The sequence below is a fragment of the Mesorhizobium sp. 2RAF21 genome (genome assembly GCF_052115345.1).
GTDB classification, from domain to species: domain Bacteria; phylum Pseudomonadota; class Alphaproteobacteria; order Rhizobiales; family Rhizobiaceae; genus Mesorhizobium; species Mesorhizobium terrae.
Map to the genome: position 1 here is coordinate 219,994 of NZ_JBFRGM010000003.1, position 16,297 is coordinate 236,290.

20 protein-coding genes are annotated in these 16,297 nt (G+C 61.8%); 13 read left to right on the forward strand and 7 right to left on the reverse strand.

Features of this window, described 5'->3' with window-relative positions; translation table 11 throughout:
* The first annotated feature begins 71 nt into the window (after positions 1-71).
* From AB4136_RS06210 to AB4136_RS06235, 6 genes are all read left to right on the forward strand, one after another.
* On the forward strand, positions 72-863 hold the full coding sequence (locus AB4136_RS06210; protein ID WP_441930593.1) for a peptidylprolyl isomerase: 792 nt from the start codon (positions 72-74) through the stop codon (positions 861-863).
* 55 nt (positions 864-918) lie between these two features.
* Positions 919-1,161 carry a hypothetical protein gene (locus AB4136_RS06215; RefSeq protein ID WP_441930595.1) on the forward strand — a complete coding sequence of 81 codons (243 nt, stop codon included), beginning with the start codon at positions 919-921 and terminating at the stop codon, positions 1,159-1,161.
* Positions 1,161-2,411, forward strand: coding sequence for a molybdopterin molybdotransferase MoeA (locus AB4136_RS06220; RefSeq protein WP_441930951.1), 1,251 nt, complete (start codon positions 1,161-1,163; stop codon positions 2,409-2,411). The genes AB4136_RS06215 and AB4136_RS06220 overlap by 1 nt, the downstream gene beginning before the upstream one ends.
* Positions 2,412-2,512: 101 nt before the next feature.
* Positions 2,513-3,082, forward strand: a complete 570-nt coding sequence (locus tag AB4136_RS06225; RefSeq protein WP_441930597.1) for a DUF2478 domain-containing protein — start codon at positions 2,513-2,515, stop codon at positions 3,080-3,082.
* Between the two features lie 555 nt (positions 3,083-3,637).
* Positions 3,638-4,996: a hypothetical protein gene (locus AB4136_RS06230; RefSeq protein WP_441930598.1), complete on the forward strand. Its 1,359-nt coding sequence runs from the start codon at positions 3,638-3,640 to the stop codon at positions 4,994-4,996.
* A gap of 21 nt (positions 4,997-5,017) precedes the next feature.
* Complete coding sequence (locus AB4136_RS06235; protein WP_441930599.1) at positions 5,018-5,536, forward strand: DUF2249 domain-containing protein; 519 nt, start codon at positions 5,018-5,020, stop codon at positions 5,534-5,536.
* Positions 5,537-5,658: 122 nt separating this feature from the next.
* On the opposite strand, the gene AB4136_RS06240 is transcribed toward AB4136_RS06235, so the two are convergent.
* A complete protein-coding gene (locus AB4136_RS06240) occupies positions 5,659-6,465 on the reverse strand; it encodes a ferritin-like domain-containing protein (protein ID WP_441930601.1) in 807 nt (268 codons plus the stop codon).
* Between the two features lie 337 nt (positions 6,466-6,802).
* Between AB4136_RS06240 and AB4136_RS06245 the strand changes: the two genes are divergently transcribed.
* Complete coding sequence (locus tag AB4136_RS06245) at positions 6,803-7,957, forward strand: cytochrome P450 (protein WP_441930603.1); 1,155 nt, start codon at positions 6,803-6,805, stop codon at positions 7,955-7,957.
* Between the two features lie 56 nt (positions 7,958-8,013).
* Here the strand turns inward: AB4136_RS06245 and AB4136_RS06250 are convergent, their stop codons facing one another.
* The 3 genes from AB4136_RS06250 to AB4136_RS06260 form a co-directional block, all read right to left on the reverse strand.
* Positions 8,014-9,426: a 4Fe-4S binding protein gene (locus tag AB4136_RS06250; protein WP_441930953.1), complete on the reverse strand. Its 1,413-nt coding sequence runs from the start codon at positions 9,424-9,426 to the stop codon at positions 8,014-8,016.
* A gap of 8 nt (positions 9,427-9,434) precedes the next feature.
* Positions 9,435-10,292 carry an FTR1 family iron permease gene (locus AB4136_RS06255; protein ID WP_441930605.1) on the reverse strand — a complete coding sequence of 286 codons (858 nt, stop codon included), beginning with the start codon at positions 10,290-10,292 and terminating at the stop codon, positions 9,435-9,437.
* Between the two features lie 170 nt (positions 10,293-10,462).
* Positions 10,463-10,891: an Rrf2 family transcriptional regulator gene (locus AB4136_RS06260; protein ID WP_441930607.1), complete on the reverse strand. Its 429-nt coding sequence runs from the start codon at positions 10,889-10,891 to the stop codon at positions 10,463-10,465.
* A gap of 238 nt (positions 10,892-11,129) precedes the next feature.
* On the opposite strand from AB4136_RS06260, the gene AB4136_RS06265 reads away from it, so the two are divergent.
* From AB4136_RS06265 to AB4136_RS06285, 5 genes are all read left to right on the forward strand, one after another.
* On the forward strand, positions 11,130-11,381 hold the full coding sequence (locus AB4136_RS06265; RefSeq protein ID WP_441930609.1) for a DUF2249 domain-containing protein: 252 nt from the start codon (positions 11,130-11,132) through the stop codon (positions 11,379-11,381).
* 60 nt (positions 11,382-11,441) lie between these two features.
* A complete protein-coding gene (locus AB4136_RS06270; RefSeq protein WP_441930611.1) occupies positions 11,442-11,780 on the forward strand; it encodes a metal-sulfur cluster assembly factor in 339 nt (112 codons plus the stop codon).
* Between the two features lies 1 nt (position 11,781).
* Complete coding sequence (locus AB4136_RS06275; protein ID WP_441930613.1) at positions 11,782-12,033, forward strand: hypothetical protein; 252 nt, start codon at positions 11,782-11,784, stop codon at positions 12,031-12,033.
* A 58-nt stretch (positions 12,034-12,091) separates the two neighbouring features.
* Entirely contained in the window at positions 12,092-12,214 is a 123-nt protein-coding gene (locus tag AB4136_RS06280) for a hypothetical protein (protein ID WP_441930615.1), read from the forward strand.
* Positions 12,215-12,322: 108 nt separating this feature from the next.
* Complete coding sequence (locus tag AB4136_RS06285) at positions 12,323-12,550, forward strand: DUF6522 family protein (protein WP_441930617.1); 228 nt, start codon at positions 12,323-12,325, stop codon at positions 12,548-12,550.
* 226 nt (positions 12,551-12,776) lie between these two features.
* On the opposite strand, the gene AB4136_RS06290 is transcribed toward AB4136_RS06285, so the two are convergent.
* Together AB4136_RS06290 and ric are read right to left on the reverse strand one after the other, a co-directional pair.
* Positions 12,777-13,310: a pyridoxamine 5'-phosphate oxidase family protein gene (locus tag AB4136_RS06290; protein WP_441930618.1), complete on the reverse strand. Its 534-nt coding sequence runs from the start codon at positions 13,308-13,310 to the stop codon at positions 12,777-12,779.
* Between the two features lie 315 nt (positions 13,311-13,625).
* Complete coding sequence (ric, locus tag AB4136_RS06295; RefSeq protein ID WP_441930620.1) at positions 13,626-14,321, reverse strand: iron-sulfur cluster repair di-iron protein; 696 nt, start codon at positions 14,319-14,321, stop codon at positions 13,626-13,628.
* A 472-nt stretch (positions 14,322-14,793) separates the two neighbouring features.
* On the opposite strand from ric, the gene AB4136_RS06300 reads away from it, so the two are divergent.
* The gene (locus tag AB4136_RS06300) at positions 14,794-15,393 is read left to right on the forward strand and encodes a YitT family protein (protein ID WP_441930621.1); all 600 of its coding nucleotides are present in this window, start codon (positions 14,794-14,796) and stop codon (positions 15,391-15,393) included.
* A 134-nt stretch (positions 15,394-15,527) separates the two neighbouring features.
* Here AB4136_RS06300 and AB4136_RS06305 read toward each other — a convergent pair whose 3' ends face one another.
* Positions 15,528-16,259: a radical SAM protein gene (locus AB4136_RS06305; RefSeq protein ID WP_441930623.1), complete on the reverse strand. Its 732-nt coding sequence runs from the start codon at positions 16,257-16,259 to the stop codon at positions 15,528-15,530.
* Positions 16,260-16,297: the final 38 nt, after the last annotated feature.

The following is a 16,297-nucleotide window of genomic DNA, read 5'->3' on the forward strand; positions in this document are numbered from 1 at the left end:
AGTCGCCCGAACATCCTCATGAACATCGGCCCTCAAATCCCGATACGGCACCGTCTGCCGAACGTGTGGCGATGCCGCCGGTGACCGTCAACGGGGTGGCGATATCGCGCAAGGCGATCGCCGCCGAGGTACAGAACTTCCCCGCTCGCAATCCCGGCGAGGGATGGCGTGCCGCAACCCGCGCGCTCGTTGTCCGCGAGTTGCTCCTGCAGGAGGCGCGGCGTATCGATATCGTGGTGGAGCAGATGACCGATGAGGATGGACGTCGGGAGACCACCGAAGATGCGTTCGTGCGAGGCCTGATCGAACGGGAGGTTCGCATCCCCCACGCGGACGAGGAGATGCTGCGGCGCTTCTATGAGAACAATCTTCGCCGCTTCGTGACGCCCTCGCTCTATGAAGCCGACCATATCCTCATAGCGGCTCGCCGCGATGAGCGCGAAGCCTTTGCCGCTGCGCGTGAAAAGGCGTCGTCGATTAGGTCTGTCCTTGCCGCGGCTCCAGATCGTTTCGCGGAATTTGCGCGAGACTGCTCGGACTGCCCATCGGGAGCCTTGGGCGGCAGCATCGGTCAAATCGGGCCGGGCGACACGACATCGGAGTTCGAGGCCGCTCTAGGCGATCTCGCCCCCGGTGAGATCTCGTCGTTGGTCGAAACCCGTTACGGCATCCACCTTATTCGCCTCACCCGCCGTATCGATGGCCGCCAGTTGCCGTTCGAGGCCGTGCGGGAACGCATCGCCGCCTACCTGACGGAGCACGTCAATCGGCAGGCGACCGCGCAATATATCTCTCTCCTTATCGGTCGGGCGGACATCCAGGGAATTGCCGTCGATGGCTCATCCTCGCCGTTGGTGCAGTGAGGAGGGTACGATGCTCGGGAACCTTATCGCTTCGCTGGACGACCCAAAAGCAGCAATGGCCATCGTTGCAGCTATCGACGAGCCGGCTTTGTCCGCGCGGCTGACCGCCGTCGCTGATGACTCCGGCTGTTCGCCCGCCGATATCGTCGGCTCGGCGGTCCGCAATTTCGTGGACACTGCACCCGATGATCTTTGGACGCAGCTCATAGGCATCATGAACCGTGCTCAGGATCCGGGCCTTGCAGCCATGCGCGCAATTCTCGAAAAGGCACTGCACGGAACGCAGGAGACTTTATGATGCCTCCGGTTCCAAGTGAGTGCTGCTTCCCGTTGAGCGCCCAGCTGGTGCCATTCGAAACGGCGCGGCTGACAGCTGCCGCGCTCGCCTTGCCTCTCAATCAGCGTGAGGACGTACCGCTGGCCTGCGCCGCCGGACGAATCTTGGCGGCAACAATCGAGGCTCCTCGCGCCCTTCCATCGTTCGACCAGGCAGCAATGGACGGGTATGCCATATGCCTGTCTGGGAGGACAGGTGTGCCTTTGGTTCTTCCAGTGGCGGGCCGGACGAGCGCGGGCGACTTGCCAGGCGTTCTGGCTCCAGGCACTGCGCACCGCGTAATGACGGGCGCGGCATTGCCCGAGGGCGCGGACACCGTCGTGACGCAGGAGCAAGCGACGCGCCGGGGCGATCTGGTGCGGTTCGGATTTGACGTCGCGCCCGGCACGCACATCCGGAAGGCCGGCGAGGATGTTGCCCAGCGATCCGCCATCCTCCAGTCGGGCCGCATGATTGGCTGGGCCGAAATCGCGCTCCTTGCGGCTCTCGGCATCGAGACGGTTCCGGTTGTCAGGCGCCTGCGGATCGCTGTTCTGTCGACGGGTTCCGAGCTTCGCTCCGTCGGCGCAGCGCTTCTTTCCGGCGCGATATACGACTCCAACGGCCCCATGCTCGCCGCTATGCTCTCGGGACCGAACGCGCATGTCACGCCGCTGACTGTTCGCGACGATCAGGCTGCTATCGCGGATATGCTCAAGAGCGTCGCGCGATCGGCCGATCTCGTGATCACCACTGCCGGCATGTCGGTTGGCGAGGAGGATCATGTGCGCGATGCCGTCATGAAGGCAGGGGGGCATCTGGATGTCTTCAAGGTGGCGATGAAGCCCGGCAAGCCGCTAGCGTTCGGCAAGTTAGCGGAGGCTTGCTTCGTCGGATTGCCTGGCAACCCGCAGGCAGCTGCCTATGGGGCGCTCTCTTTCGTGCGCCCGATCATGGCAACCCTCCTCGGCGAGGCTCCCGCGAGACGCATTGCGGCCGAACTGGCCTTCACATGCTCGCGCAAGCCGGATCGCACGGAATTGGTGCCAGTCAGCCTACAGGTCGAGCGGGGCCGATTGACCGCCCGCCGCAGCGGACCGGACGGCTCGCATAGAATAATGCCAATGGTGTCGGCGGATGCCATCGTGATCGTGCCCGGTGCATCGCAGCCTGCGGAGCCTGGCACGCTTGTAGAAGTGCTGCCATTCGACCGATCGTGTTTTCGGGGGTAGGCAGTTGTACGGCCTTTGCCGACTGAAACGCGTTGCGGTCGCAGGGATTAGTCGTGGCGCATTTGCCAAGCTTTCGGCGCAAGACAGAAGGAGTCTCAGGCATGCAGTTTGTTCATCCCGATTGCCCCATCACTGCCATCATCTATTCAGACAGCTCGGCGTTCGAGATTTTCTTGCGGGAAGCGACAACCGCCATAGCCGCACGGGGACTGCGGTTGGCGGGCCTGGTCCAGCACAGCGAAGCGAAGCCGGATCGCCTGAAATGCGACATGCATCTGGAGGACCTCGCGACAGGCAAGCGATACGGTATATCCGACGATCGAGGTCCCCACGCTCGCGGCTGCGTGCTGAATCCCGATCAACTGGCCCGTGCATGCCAGGCAGCCGAACAGGCGTTGTCCGTCAGAACCGATTTTCTGGTGCTTTCCAAATTCGGAAAAACGGAGGCGGAAGGCGGCGGATTCAGGGGGCTGATGGCGAGGGCGCTCGAGCTTTCCGTTCCTGTCTTGATCGGTATTCCATTGGTAAACCTCGCATCGTTCCGGGAATTTGCCGATGGCCTTGCGAGGGAGATCGAGCTTGTTGATCTGATGTCCGATCGGCTGACTGCGGTTGAGCGCCTGCTGCACAATCGTCCGTCGCAGCGCCAGAGCAGATCGGAGCTCGCGTGATGCTGCCTGTCGATCCGTCCTCTTCGGCCGGGCGGCGGGAGGCACCTCAGCCATTACAGCCCATAGTTGTCAGCACATGCCGCGATGATTCGACTGCTGGCGCTATGCGGCTCAAACGCATTTTGCAAATTGTCGCCGCGGGCGCGGCCACCAGTGGTTTGACGGCAATTGTCGACTTCGCGGGATGCCCCAGGGTGGTGGCCTCGCTGGGAGCCGTCCTGTTCATAGCGGCTTTTGTCGGGTTTGCGCCCAGGCATTGATCAGGCTGCATAGGCACCGGCAGTCTAGAAAGCATTGTGGCGGCTGCCGTTGCAGGTCGCCTTGCTGCCTGCGCGATCGCTCGCTCGACGCAGGCACCGGCAGACCTTGCCGCCCTTCGGCAACCAGCTTGCGTTTGCACAAAGATCAGAAATCCACAGCGGTTCAGAATGCAGCGGTGAAAAGATCGCTGCGCCTGATCGTCGACACATGACAATCGGCTGCGGGTGCGCTCGTCAACAATGGCAATCAAATGGATTTCGGCGCCGGTCCCAACGTTGGTACATGGAGGAAGTAATGATGCACTCCGCGCTGTCGCGCTGGACCATGGCCTACTTTGCGGCGGCGCTGGTGTGCTTGATCTCGGCCCAGGTTTTGATGACGGCTGGCTACGGCTTTCCGGCTGTCGCCGTCGAAGCGCCAGAAACGCTTGTGATCGTTCACATGATCACGATCGGCTGGCTCAGCCTGCTGATGTTCGGTGCGCTGTTCCAGTTCGTGCCCGTGCTGATCGCTAGGCCGTTGCGCGGCGAGCGGCTGGTACTGCCCGCCCTGTTGTGTCTTCTGGCTGGCCTTGGATGCCTGCTCTGCGGCTTCCTGGAGCTTTCGGGTGCATTCGAGACGGGAGTACCGCTGCTTGCGCTCGCCAGCGCGCTCCTTCCGACCGGCTTTGCGTTGGCGGCAGTTGTGCTCGGGCGCACGCTCTGGGGCGCTCGCCTTCCGCTTCCCGCGCGTTTCGTCGCGGCGGGACTGTCGTGTGCCCTTGCCACCGCAGTCCTCGGCGCGCTGTTCGCCCTGCTCCTGTCTGGCTACCTTCCAACACTGGCTGAGATCGACTTCCGTGCGCATGCGCTTCCCGTCCATATTGCAGTGGGGCTCGGCGGATGGCTGAGCTTCACCGCTGTCGGCGTCTCCTACCGACTTTTGCCGATGTTCCTGTTGTCGCCGGACAAGGAGCGCCGGAGCACCGGGGTCGTGTGGTGGACCGGGACCGTCGCGTTGCTGACCGTGGTCCTGGCGATGCCTTTTGCAAGCTTGCTGGGTGAAGTTGGAACTGCAGAGACGACCTCGGCCCGGATGCTGGCCGTCATGCTCGGCGGCGTAGCCCTCTTCTTCTACGGCATCGATCTGGTCTTCTTCTATCGCCATCGTAAGCGGCGCACGGTCGAACTGAACAGCCGCGCGGCGGAGGGAGCCTTTCTGGCGCTTGCCTTGTCGGCTGTCCTGATGCTCGCGTTGCTAGCGAGCGGGACCCTTGAGCAGCATATCGGCGCGCTGCTTTATCTCGTAGCACTCGGCTGGCTCAGCGGGCTCGGTCTTTCGCAGCTCTACAAGATCGTGCCGTTCCTGACTTGGCTGGAATGCTACGGCCCTGTGATGGGCAAGAAGCCCACGCCGCGCGTGCAGGATTTGGTCGTGGAGCCGCGTGGCCGACTCTGGTTTGCGCTATATTTCCTTGGGGTGTCCCTCGGTACTGGCGCCCTGCTTGCCGAGCAGCCCGGACTGTTTCGTATCGCTGCGGGCGGGACGCTTCTGGCCACGCTGGCTATCGTGACTGAACTTGTTCAGGCCCGCCGACTCAAAAATGTTCCTTACGCCTACCGTTCACCAGAAGACACCTTGCCGCCTCGTCTTTTCCTGCCGAGGCCACACTGAGCAGACAGATGGAGGCTGCAAATGACCCAACCGGACCATGAACTCGATGTACGCCCTATTCTGGCCGAAGGCGGGGAGCCTTTCGGCGCCATCATGGAGGCTGTAGCAACGCTCGCTCCCGGGCAAGGCCTGCGCCTGCTTGCGCCCTTCAAGCCAGTCCCGCTATTCCATGTCCTGGGCCAGCGTGGCTTTGAACCCACGGCGCGTGAGATCGGCGGCGGTGACTGGGAGGTGATCTTTAGGCCGACTGCCCAAAGGCGGGACACCGTCGCGGTGGAAGCGGATTTCCCGGCCAGCCATGGTAGTGATGCCGAGACTTGGCCCGAACCGATCGCGGAACTGGATAATCGTGGTCTCGAACCGCCTGAGCCGATGGTGCGCACTTTGGAAGGTGCCGAGAGCCTGGCCCCTGGCCAGACATTGGCGGCCCTGTTGCCGCGCGAACCGGTGTTCCTCTTTGACGAGTTGAAGGCGCGTGGCTACCTATGGCGTGGAACATTCGTGCCGGAAGGACACTATCGCATCGTGATCCGACGTTAACTGTGCCATTCGTTCCTCACCTAGCGGCGCATAGGTGGCGAGCCAAGGGCGCTAGCGGATGTCGGCCGGTCCAGTTGATCCCCGCTTCGGAGCACGTCGGGGCGGGTGGGCTGGCTTTCCGCCTATCTCGTGAAAAGATCGCGGACGATGGCGAGGCGCTTGACGGCGATGGTGGCCAGCGCCTGCGCCCTGTCTCGCGCGGCTTGCGAAAGCAGGCGTTCGCCTGCGTCGATGTAATAGTCGGCCAGCCACTCGCAAAGCACATCCAAGGATCGAGGTGGCGGCGGACCGACCCGCGCGGGATTCTCGAGAGGATCAGATGCCAGATCGAGGGAGAGCATCCGGGCTTCGAGAGCTAGTTCCCGGCATTCGGTCCCGTTCCCCTTCATGTCGGCATATTCCTCAAGGCGCATGCAGATCTCCATTTCCAGACTGGATAGATCGTATGGCTCTCGGACTGTGGGCTCGAGGTGCCGATCCTTGAAAAAGGCCTTCCGCCGCGAGCGCCGGAGCGTCTTTGCATGCTCTAGCTCTTCTCGTGCCATTCGCTCAGCGGCTTCCCGGATTTCCGGCGACACTCCGTTGGCTGCAACATAGGTCCAGAAAGCGAAGGCGCGCTCTTCGTTGCGGACGGCGATCGCAAGGGAACGATAGGCATCCACCAACTCCGGAGAGACGAGCCCGATGCCTTCCTCATCGAAAACATCGTGCGGCACGGCTTCGGGCGGCAGCGTTCCGGGTGGTTTATGGTCGACCTGCTGCGACCAGCTCACGACCGTGTCGATATGGCCAGTTTCCTCGCGCACGAGACCATCGAAGATCTCCGCCAATTCCGGTCGGCCGACCGAACGCATGTATCCGGCCAGGTCCGAGTACCTGTCGGCGGATTCCTTCTCCATCGCCAGCGCGACGGCGAGCAGGTCGCTCATCGACCGGATCGATGCCGTCGGCTCGGATGTCAGACGGGACATGCGACGATTCCCCTTGTTTATGGGTTGACCATACTGCCTCCCTGAATGCGTTTGTTTGCGTTTCATCAAAGAACATCGGCAAAACCGCAGGCATGTTTGACCCAGGTCGGCTACGCCTGAAAGGATTTGGCCAAGGGCGAGAGGTCGACCTAATTCGGTGATCGAAGAAAAGTGGGCGCGAGGGCATGCCGATGTTTGAGCGTGCACAAAGATCTCTTATGCGCACGGGGCTAGAAAGGCGCTGAAATTCCGCGCGCGCGACGTGCGCCTGGGGATGCTGCTATGGGGGGACACGATGCCAGACAAGCCGCAGCCGGACTGGGATCCCAGATCCGATACAGTCCTTTCCAACCAGATCGCGGCATACGATCGGATGCGCAGCCGCTGCCCGGTAGCATTTAGCGACTATCTGGGATGGTCGATGTTCCGGCATCAGGACGTAATACGTGCGCTGGATGACCACGAGACATTCAGCAGCGTGGTCTCCCGCCATCTATCGGTGCCGAGCGGCATGGATCCGCCCCTGCACACGGCATATCGGCGGTTGATCGAGCGTCATTTCGAGCCTGAGCGCATCGAATCCTTCGAGCCGCTTTGTCGGACGATCTCGGCCTCTCTTGTGTCCGGCTTGGAGAGAGGCGTGGAGATAGACTTGGTCCCGCAGCTTGCCCAGCGCTTCGCTGTGCGAATTCAATGTTCCTTTCTCGGCTGGCCGGACAGTCTGCACGTGCCGCTCCTGCGGTGGGTTCGGAAAAACCATGAGGCCACGTTGGCGAGAGACACCATCACAATGGCGGCCATAGCGCTCGAGTTCGACGGCTATATCAGCCAGTTGCTGGAAGCGCGGCGACGGGCTGGGCCAGCCGCGCCGGAAGACATCACCTCGGGTTTGCTGCGGGAAATGGTGGGCGACAGGTTGCTGAATCAGGAGGAGATCGTCAGCATCCTCCGCAACTGGACCGTTGGCGAGCTGGGCACCATCACTGCGTGCGTTGGGATCCTAGGCCACTATCTCGCCGAGAACCCGCAGGTCCAGCAGCGGCTTCGGAAAAGTCCACATCTGCTGCCTGCGGCCATCGACGAGATATTGCGGATGCATGCGCCGCTCATCTCCAACCGGCGGGTGGCGACAAGGCCGGTGGAAATCGGAGGGCGCAAGATTGCCGCCGGCGAGCGCGTCACGCTGATGTGGGCATCCGCGAACCGGGACGAGGCTGTTTTCGACAACCCGGACGAATTCCGCCTCGACCGCGACCCTGAACAAAACCTCCTCTATGGGAGGGGCATCCATGTGTGCCCGGGCGCGCAGCTAGCGCGACTGGAATTGCGCGTGCTCATGGAGGAATTGCTGAAGCGGACCGACAAGATCGCGCTGGTGCCCGGAGGGCCACCAACGATCGCTGTCTACCCGGCAAGCGGGTTTTCAAGCCTGCCCATGCTTATCCTGTGATTTGTGAGATCGCGCGGGTTGTCCGGGCGGGCAGTTGGCGGGTTGCTGTGAAGGGCTCACCATACCGCGAAAAGCAGGAACCATCCCGCGTTGGCCGGCGCCATTGCCGCGCAAAAGAAACCTAGCGCGACGGCTTGCCGGCTCCGCCCCGATGCGTGCAGAGCCGCTATCCGCCAGCAAAGGATCGCCGACCACACCGTCGCTATGACCAGCACGGCGGCGCGCACCTCGCCGACGAAGGGGACGATGATGTCGTCGGACCGGAGCTGACTCACGGTAAGGCTGGAGAGGCCCAGAAAGACGCCGGCCCCTGCGAGCGGGATCAAGGCCTGGGCGAGATGGTGGAATCTCGACGCGCTCCAGCTTCCCAGGCATCGCGCCGAAAAAAAGAGCATCGACATCGTCGCCGCGCCGCTGCCCAAGGCAACGGCGACCACATAGGCTACAAGCATTGCGCCGTCGAGCAGCGTCAGCACGTCGTTGCGTTCAGGATAGTTCGTCAACAGCCACCACGGCGCGGTGCTGTCGAGCGGCCATGCGACGCCTGCCTCGACGAGGCGTACCGCAGCCCATTGCTTGGCGGCGACGAACCATGGGCTTGATGACCACTGGAAGGCGCCGAGCGCCAGTCCCATCAGGCCGAAGACGATCAGGACGGTCTCCCAGGGCTTGGCCGCCTGGCCGGCGACGTGGACGATCTCGTGGCTCGGCGAACGGCGCGCTAGGCGAATCGCGCTGCGAAACCCGCTGCAGCGTCCGCACATATGGCAGTCGGACGCGCCGCGCATCGTCCTCAGCGGCACCAGCGGAGCGCAGTTCACCGGGCCGGGTTTCTCCCTGGCGAACTGGGACTGCTGCCAAAGGCCGGGGTCGACGCGGAAGTGCAGCGGCGCCAGCTTCGCCAGCAGGGCGAACACGCCGCTGACCGGGCAGAGATAACGGCACCAGAGGCGCTTGTTGCGGCCGTAGAGATAGCCAACCACGGCCGCTGCCGCCGTCGAGCCTCCCAGGATCAGCAGCGTCGGCCGCGGGTACTGGTAGACGCTGATCATCTGGCCGTAGAGGGTGGTCGAGGCGAAGGCGAGCGTCGGCCAGCCCGGCCATGTCATCCAGCGCGGCGTTGCCTTCCCACGCCCATAGGCGCTGGCGAATTCGCTGATGGCACCTTCCGGGCAAAGCAGCCCGCACCAGATCCGTCCGACCAGCGCGGTGCTCAGGAGCACGAGCGGCCACCATACGCCCCAGAAGGCGAACTGGGCGAAGCGGGTGAAGTCGGTCCACAGGAAAGCCATGTTTCCCGGCAGCGGCAGGAAGACCGGCACGATCAGCAACACCGCATAGATCGACACCACGCTCCATTGCGTGGCGCGGATCGTCCTCTGGTTGCGCCGGAGCCCGTCGCCGATCCTGGACCAGATGTCGGGCGGCGCCTCGGTTGTGACCGACGCGGGCTCAAGATCGGGGACGATCCGAATTGTCACGGCACGCTCGCGACGGTGCGCCTGTGTCCCGGAAGGAACAGCAATGCCCCGGCCGTCAGCCAGTAGAGCGCGTAGACCAGCGCGGACGCCAGCACGGGCCTCGCCCGATAGCCGGTCATGGCCGAGATGAAGCCGCCCGGTCCGGCCATGTCGTCGAGCAACCGCGACGTGTCCCAAAGCGGACGGGAGAGCGGCGGCACCAGATCTATGCCGATAGCCCGGTCGAGCGCCGTCATGAGCAGCGAGGCGGCGAGAAACAGAAGCAGGATCTCGGTGACGCGAAAGAAGAGACGCCACGAGAAGCGCCGGGAGCCGAGCTGAAGCAGCCAGTAGAGCGCGCCGGCCGCAGCGAACCCCGCGGCCATCGCCACGAGGCAGGTGAACAGGCTCGTCCCGCGCGCGGAGGCCAGGATGCCATACAGGAAGACGACGGCCTCGCTGCCCTCCCGCGCCACAGCAAGGGCGGCCAGAAGCAGGAGGCCCCACCAGCTGCGCTGGCTCATGGCGCGCTCGGCCCCGTGAACCAGGTCTTTCTGCAGGTTGCCGCCATGCCTGTGCATCCAGACCACCATCTGCAGGATGAGCGCGGCGGCAATGCCGGTGACGGCGATCTGGAGCAGATCCTCGCGGTCGCCTTCGAGTAGGCTGGCGAAGCCCAGCATCGCCGCAGCCAGGAGCGCCGACACGGCCAGGCCCGCCGCGACGCCGGTCCACAGAAATCGCCGGCCGGTCCTTGCGGACGCATGGTCGGCATGACGGGCGAGCCAGGCATTGAGGATGCCGACCACGAGCAGGGCCTCCATGCTCTCGCGCCAGACGACGAGGGCGATCTGCCCGAATAGGCCGCTGGTCATTGGCCGGCGCGCCCCCGCAATCACGGAAGGCGCGCAATGCGTGAAGTAGGAGGAGGGGCAGCAAGACGATCACCATGGAAAAAAGATGTACTTATAATGTATCTTTTTGAAGCCCTTCGGGCAAGGGGTGGGCGATGCGACTAGGTGAAGCGGCGGAGGCTGTTGGCGGCTTACGCTGCCGGCTGTATGCCGAAATCCTCGGGGCGGAGCAGAAGATCGGCCAAGGTGTAGCCGTCAAGCGTCCCCGCGAAGGCCGCGAGCGCCTCTTTCAGCATTCCGCGCAGGCGACAGCGGGGGGTGATCAGGCAGCTATTGTCGCTCCTGAAGCATTCGACCAGCGCAAAATCGGGCTCCGTGGCCCGCAGCACGTCGCCGAGTCGGATCTGCTTTGGCTTCTTGGCGAGCGCCAGGCCGCCGGAACGGCCGCGCACCGCCCTCAGGAATCCGGCGCGGGTCAGTTGATTGGCCACCTTCATGAGGTGCGCGCGCGAAATCCCATAGACTTGGGCGGTCTCTTCGATGGTGATTAACTGACCGTCCTTGGCCGCCGCGTACATGAGAACGCGAAGCGAGTAGTCGGAGAAATCCGTCAGTCTCATCCAGTACCTCTCTGGCAGTTTTCAGGAGCGATGTCGTTTACCCGCCTATCCACGGGAAAGATGCGCGTGAGATGTATGTTTTGCAAGCCCTCGCAGGTGACGCGAAAAAACATGCATTGACAATGTATCTTTTAACGCCGACTATCGCGGACCGCAGCGAACCGCGATGGCGCAACGCCGCCGTGGGCGGCGAGCGACCAAGTTGCCCGCTCGTCAACGCAAACGAAGGATTGATCCAATGACGCATACCGTCGCCCTAAACGAGATAGATGTCCGCAGTCTGGTGCCCATGCAGAGGCACCAGAAGATCTTCCAGCTTGTCGACGAACTTGCCCCGGGCGGTAAGTTCGTTCTCGTCAACGACCATGATCCCAAGCCTCTCTACTACCAGCTTGAGGCTGAACATCCCCAGCAGTTCTCGTGGACCTACCTCGAAAGGGGGCCGGAAGTCTGGCGCGTCGAGATCGGCCGTCTTTTGAAGGCGGCGTGAGTTGAAGTGCAGGAGCCGTCCGCAGACTTGCACGGGCGGCTAAGCGAAAGAGGGCGTGGCATGGGCGCTGGAACGGGATCGCAGCTAGGCGACGAGAAGGTTATGGAGGCGCTTCGCCTCGTGATCGATCCGGAACTCGGCTACAATATCGTCGACTTAGGGCTCGTCTACGCGGTCTTGGTGAACGACGGCGGCATCGTCAACATCGTGATGTCCACGACGACGCGCGGCTGCCCTGCCACCAACTACCTGAAGGAGGGGGCCCGGGACGCGGCTTGGAATGTTCCGGGCGTGAAGTCCGTCGATGTCACGATAACCTATGAACCGCCCTGGTCGCCGCAGAAGATGAGCGCGGGTGCCAAAGCCCACCTTGGCATTGCAGACGGCGACGAGCGGTGACATGAACGGACACCAGATCGAGGCATCGGAACCCGGTGCCGCGCCTTCCAGCGGCGACAAATTAGTATCAGGCCTCGCGGATCTCCTCGTCACCAGTCTGGAGGCCCTGGCGAAAGCTGGGCAAGCCGATGCCGCCTGCCGCCAGGCTGGCAAGGCTTGTGCAGCGCTCCGCGTCTCCAGCCCGGCGCAGTGGCGAAAGTTCAACGCGTTGCTGCATCGGCTCAGCAGGCAGGCGCCCTTGGGCGACTCGTGAAGTTCAGGCGCGTTCTCTAAGGGCCTACACTGAAGACCGAAATAGGAGAGTTGTTGACATGAATGGCTCCGATCAGGACAGCAATCAGAATGCCCGGAATGAAAGCTCCTTGCTGCCGATGCTTATCGGCGGCCTTGTGCTGATCGTGGTCGGGATGCTCCTGATTACCTGGCTGGTCTGATCTCCATGCGTAGCGGAAGAGTTCGGGAGACGTGAATTGCCAGGCCGTAGCCAAATCGAGTTGAGCGGAGGCGACATACTTGTCGATGCCGCACTGCTTGGAGCGCAGTTGAACCTGAAGGTGACGGAGGTTCAATCGTTGTTGAGAGACCGGACGATTACATCGATTTGCGAACGCGGGACAGGCGCCGACGAGGGTCGCTATCAATTGACCTTCTTCCACGGGAATCGCCGTGCTCGCCTGATTATCGATGCCACGGGCCGAATCCTGCGGCGCTCGACGATCGATTTCGGGAAAATCACCTTGCCGCGGCAGCTGCATCGTGTCGGCAAGTAGCTCGCCGCGGCAGGACGGCGGGATCTCGGGCGGTGGATGGCGCTATCGCCTGGCCGGGAAGCCTGTAGAAAAGCACAACTTGCGTTCTCAAGTCTTCACGAGCAGCCCTACACTCGCGTTGCCAGGCCGGCCGCCTTCGGTCGACTAAGCTCTCCAGCGGCTCACCGAGGTCGTAGATCGACATCAATCTCAATGGTTGATACCGCGGATAGTGGTTCGCCGAATATTATTTGTCGATCCAGTTATGACGCAGGCTCTCGATGTGGAGATCGAGGTCGCGTTCAGAGAAAGTGATCAGGTCGCTGTGGCCGAATCCTTTGGCGTAATCCATCACCGAAAAAATCTCAGGTGCAATGCGCAACAATGCCACCCTCTCCGAAGGTGGCTTCGGCGCTATCCGCAGTGCCGCGTCGTTGTCTGCTGCTGTCTGCGAAATAGTTGCGTATTCGGGGTAGCGCTTCAATCTCAGCGCCGAAACGTAGTCAAACTCGCCAGCATCGCTCACCACACTCGCCCTTGCGGCGAGCGAGAGCCCCTTGATCTTGAACGGGTCCGAGACATCGCTCCCGATAGCAATTGAGACTCGCGGGTCGCGTAAGACGTTTGCATACTTCTGCGAGTTACGGGCAATGAAACAGTATAGGAAGAAACCATCATTGACGTAGCCTACCAGCGTCGTCTGCGGCCAACCGTCTGACCGTATGGTGGAGATGCTCATGACGCGATTTTCATTGAGCAAATCTAAGATGGTGTCCTTCAACCTGCGACTCACAGCGGTTCCCCACGAAATGTCGATACATTTCATTTGGAAGTGGAGGCCGCCTTGATCTAAAACAATTCCAGAAAAGTGCGGCGGTTTCAGTCTGGGCTGGCGTACGGGTGCATCTGTGGTCGCATCAATCCGGTGCATGGTCGAAGGAGACGCGGGATCGGCTACCGCAAGGCCTGATCCAAAAGCGTGCGCTTCCGGATCGGGGCGCCGTGGCAACCCTGTGAAATGCCGACCACTCGCATCGCCCGGCCTTTTCGGCTCGGCGATGCGAGTGGTTCTGCGCAGTGGCCGTCAACGTTGGCATCAGGCCCCGGTCTCCGCCACTGCGAAGCGCGGGAAAAGGACGTTGTTCTCCAAGTGGATGTGCTCGATCAGATCCTCGGCGAGATGTGCGACGCCCACGTAGAGCGCCTGCCATGACCGGCAAGCCCCTTCGGGCGTGCTGAAGTTGTCGGTGAGGCTTTCGAGCAGCCGAAGCGAAACGCCCTGGTCGTCGTGCTCGTGCCGTAGTTCCGAAATGGGCATATCATACTTGCCTCCGGTCCACTGCAGCATAGCCGGGAACAGGATGGCCTCTTCCTTGGCCATATGCGGCACCAACTCACTTTGTATTTGCCGCAGCGCGTCGGAGAGCCCGGCCGGTACCTTAGGATGCTCGCGATGCACGGCCTCAACCTTTCGTGACAGCGCAATAAGCTCAGGCAAGGCACGGCGGTGGGCTTCGTGGTAGCAGGCCTGAATGTGGTCAATCAGAACCTCGTTGCTCATTGCGGTAGGCGCCGTGTCGGTTTGATCGCGAGCGTCCAGCGCAGCCAATGCCTCCTCAAGCTCTCGAGGATCTACACCTCGTCGATGGGCAGCGCTATCGAGCGTGAGATCGCCGCCGCAGCAGAAATCGATCTTGAACTTCCGGAAGACTGCGGTGGCGCCGGCCAGCGTGGCGGCTATGTCGCCGACGGTGCGCTCCCAAAGTTCTGGACGTGGGGATTGGGTGTTCATGTAGAAGCTCCTTACACAGCCTGTATAGGACCTAAACCCAGGGCGGGTTCATACCGCGCCCACGCGTAGGAACGACCGACATAGTCGGTCGCCTTCATGGATCGCCTATATTCAAGCTCAAGTCTTTGCGTTGGAACAATGAGACCGAAACTGGAGTTCGATAGGCGGATCGCTGAACCGTGCGGGCTTTTTTGGCGCGACGCATGTCTGGATCTGAGATGACTTGGTTCGTGTCTCGGAACCGTGTTTGGGCCGGGTTCCAGACTTCTCGCGAACATGAAGGGGGCGCAAAGTTCTCGAGGCATGCCGCCAACTCTCAGCGCGACCCCCAATCGCCTCTGCGTCAGACCGCTCTGCGACGGCAAAACGTTGCGGAGAAAGCTTTCGCTGCGGCATTTGCGCTTGGACAAAGACAAGCATCGGCCAGGAAGCAAATTGCGTGAAAGCACCCACGCGATGCAGAGGTACGGGGATGGAGAAGCATGGCCTGCACGAAGATGCGCTCGCCCTTGCCCTCGGTAGCCTCATGGTGGCTTTGGGCACGACTATTTATGCCAACGCCGGGCTGGTGGTCGGCGGCACGGCCGGCGTGGCGCTCTTGCTGCAGTACATAACTGGCACCCAATTCTGGCTCGGGTTCTCGCTGATCAATCTGCCCTTTTATTTGCTCGGCTGGAAACGGCTGGGCGGCGCTTTCGTGCTGCGGACATTCATTGCGGTGAGCCTCGTGTCGCTTTTTTCGCGCTTTACCGTCGAATGGGTGGCATTCGCCCAATTGAACGCGACCTATGCCGCCATCATGGCCGGAACGTTGTGTGGCACTGGCATGCTGATGCTGTTTCGCCACCGAGCAGGCGTGGGCGGCATCAACATCCTAGCCATTTTTCTCCAGGAGCGCTTTGGGTTGCGAGCAGGCTATTTTCAACTCGCCGTCGATCTGGCAATCCTAGTCGTCGCGTTCGTCGTTTTAGCGCCCGACCGTCTGCTGCTGTCGGTCCTTAGTGCGACTATCCTCAATCTCATTCTGGCTATCAACCATCGGCCCGGCCGCTATCTTGGCGTAAGTAGATAGTGCAGATGAGGCATAGGCCGTTATTGGTTCCATCGCGAGCGTCGACCATAACCGACTCTCCGGTTATAGCTCGAGACCAGTTTTCGATCGAAACGCAGGTTTGCTCTAACTAACCGCTATTCCGGTTATGCTGGTCAGTCGGAGCGACGGAGTGTTGAAAGCTGACATTGTGGGCGTTGACCACGCACAGGACATTCGTATCCACCTGATGCCGGGCTAGCCGTTCCCACCCAGAGCGCACTCGGGACGAGCTGGCCCGGGTCGCGCCTGTCACGTCGGTAGTAGTCGTGCAGATGAGGCGGCCCATCTAGACTTAAGCCGACCAGAAACTGTTCGTCATGGACGAACCGTGCCCATTCGTCATTGAGAAGGGTGCCGTTCGTCTGCAGCGCGTTGCGGATGGTGCGGCCTGGTGGACAATGCCGACGTTGCGACGCGGTAATGTTCCGAAAGCGGTCAAGCCCTAGCAGGGTAGGCTCGCCGCCCTGCCAGACGAACTGGATTTCCCTCAGCCCGGCGCGCGACAGACTTGCGATGTACTCGCGAACGAAGGTCTCGAGCACGTCAGGCGGCATCCGGAACTTGCTTTCCGCCGGATAGAGCTCGACCTTTTTCAGATAATAGCAATAGGTGCAGTCGAGATAACATCTAGGACCTAAGGGTTTGGCCATGACCCAGAACGGCGAGACCGCAAGTCTGCCCCCGACGCTACCCCGAAAGCCGGTCATTTCTGATGCCGAATCGGCTTGAACCTTTCGGATCGGTCGCCGCCGTTCAGTCCCCGGCACGAAGTCTGAGCAAAGCTCAACCTGCATGGCACTGATGACATGTCGGTTGAATTGAGGTCCTGATGTCTCTTCGCTCAACGTGCCGCCTAAACGTGCGCAGCCCAGACGACTGTCAT

Coding starts and splice junctions, on each gene's coding strand:
- AB4136_RS06210 (WP_441930593.1), top strand. CDS start 72: ATGCCGCCGGTGACCGTCAACGGGGTGGCGATATCGCGCAAGGCGATC.
- AB4136_RS06215 (WP_441930595.1), top strand. CDS start 919: ATGGCCATCGTTGCAGCTATCGACGAGCCGGCTTTGTCCGCGCGGCTG.
- AB4136_RS06220 (WP_441930951.1), top strand. CDS start 1,161: ATGCCTCCGGTTCCAAGTGAGTGCTGCTTCCCGTTGAGCGCCCAGCTG.
- AB4136_RS06225 (WP_441930597.1), top strand. CDS start 2,513: ATGCAGTTTGTTCATCCCGATTGCCCCATCACTGCCATCATCTATTCA.
- AB4136_RS06230 (WP_441930598.1), top strand. CDS start 3,638: ATGATGCACTCCGCGCTGTCGCGCTGGACCATGGCCTACTTTGCGGCG.
- AB4136_RS06235 (WP_441930599.1), top strand. CDS start 5,018: ATGACCCAACCGGACCATGAACTCGATGTACGCCCTATTCTGGCCGAA.
- AB4136_RS06240 (WP_441930601.1), bottom strand. CDS start 6,465: ATGAGCGACCTGCTCGCCGTCGCGCTGGCGATGGAGAAGGAATCCGCC.
- AB4136_RS06245 (WP_441930603.1), top strand. CDS start 6,803: ATGCCAGACAAGCCGCAGCCGGACTGGGATCCCAGATCCGATACAGTC.
- AB4136_RS06255 (WP_441930605.1), bottom strand. CDS start 10,292: ATGACCAGCGGCCTATTCGGGCAGATCGCCCTCGTCGTCTGGCGCGAG.
- AB4136_RS06260 (WP_441930607.1), bottom strand. CDS start 10,891: ATGAGACTGACGGATTTCTCCGACTACTCGCTTCGCGTTCTCATGTAC.
- AB4136_RS06265 (WP_441930609.1), top strand. CDS start 11,130: ATGACGCATACCGTCGCCCTAAACGAGATAGATGTCCGCAGTCTGGTG.
- AB4136_RS06270 (WP_441930611.1), top strand. CDS start 11,442: ATGGGCGCTGGAACGGGATCGCAGCTAGGCGACGAGAAGGTTATGGAG.
- AB4136_RS06275 (WP_441930613.1), top strand. CDS start 11,782: ATGAACGGACACCAGATCGAGGCATCGGAACCCGGTGCCGCGCCTTCC.
- AB4136_RS06280 (WP_441930615.1), top strand. CDS start 12,092: ATGAATGGCTCCGATCAGGACAGCAATCAGAATGCCCGGAATGAAAGC.
- ric (WP_441930620.1), bottom strand. CDS start 14,321: ATGAACACCCAATCCCCACGTCCAGAACTTTGGGAGCGCACCGTCGGC.
- AB4136_RS06300 (WP_441930621.1), top strand. CDS start 14,794: ATGGAGAAGCATGGCCTGCACGAAGATGCGCTCGCCCTTGCCCTCGGT.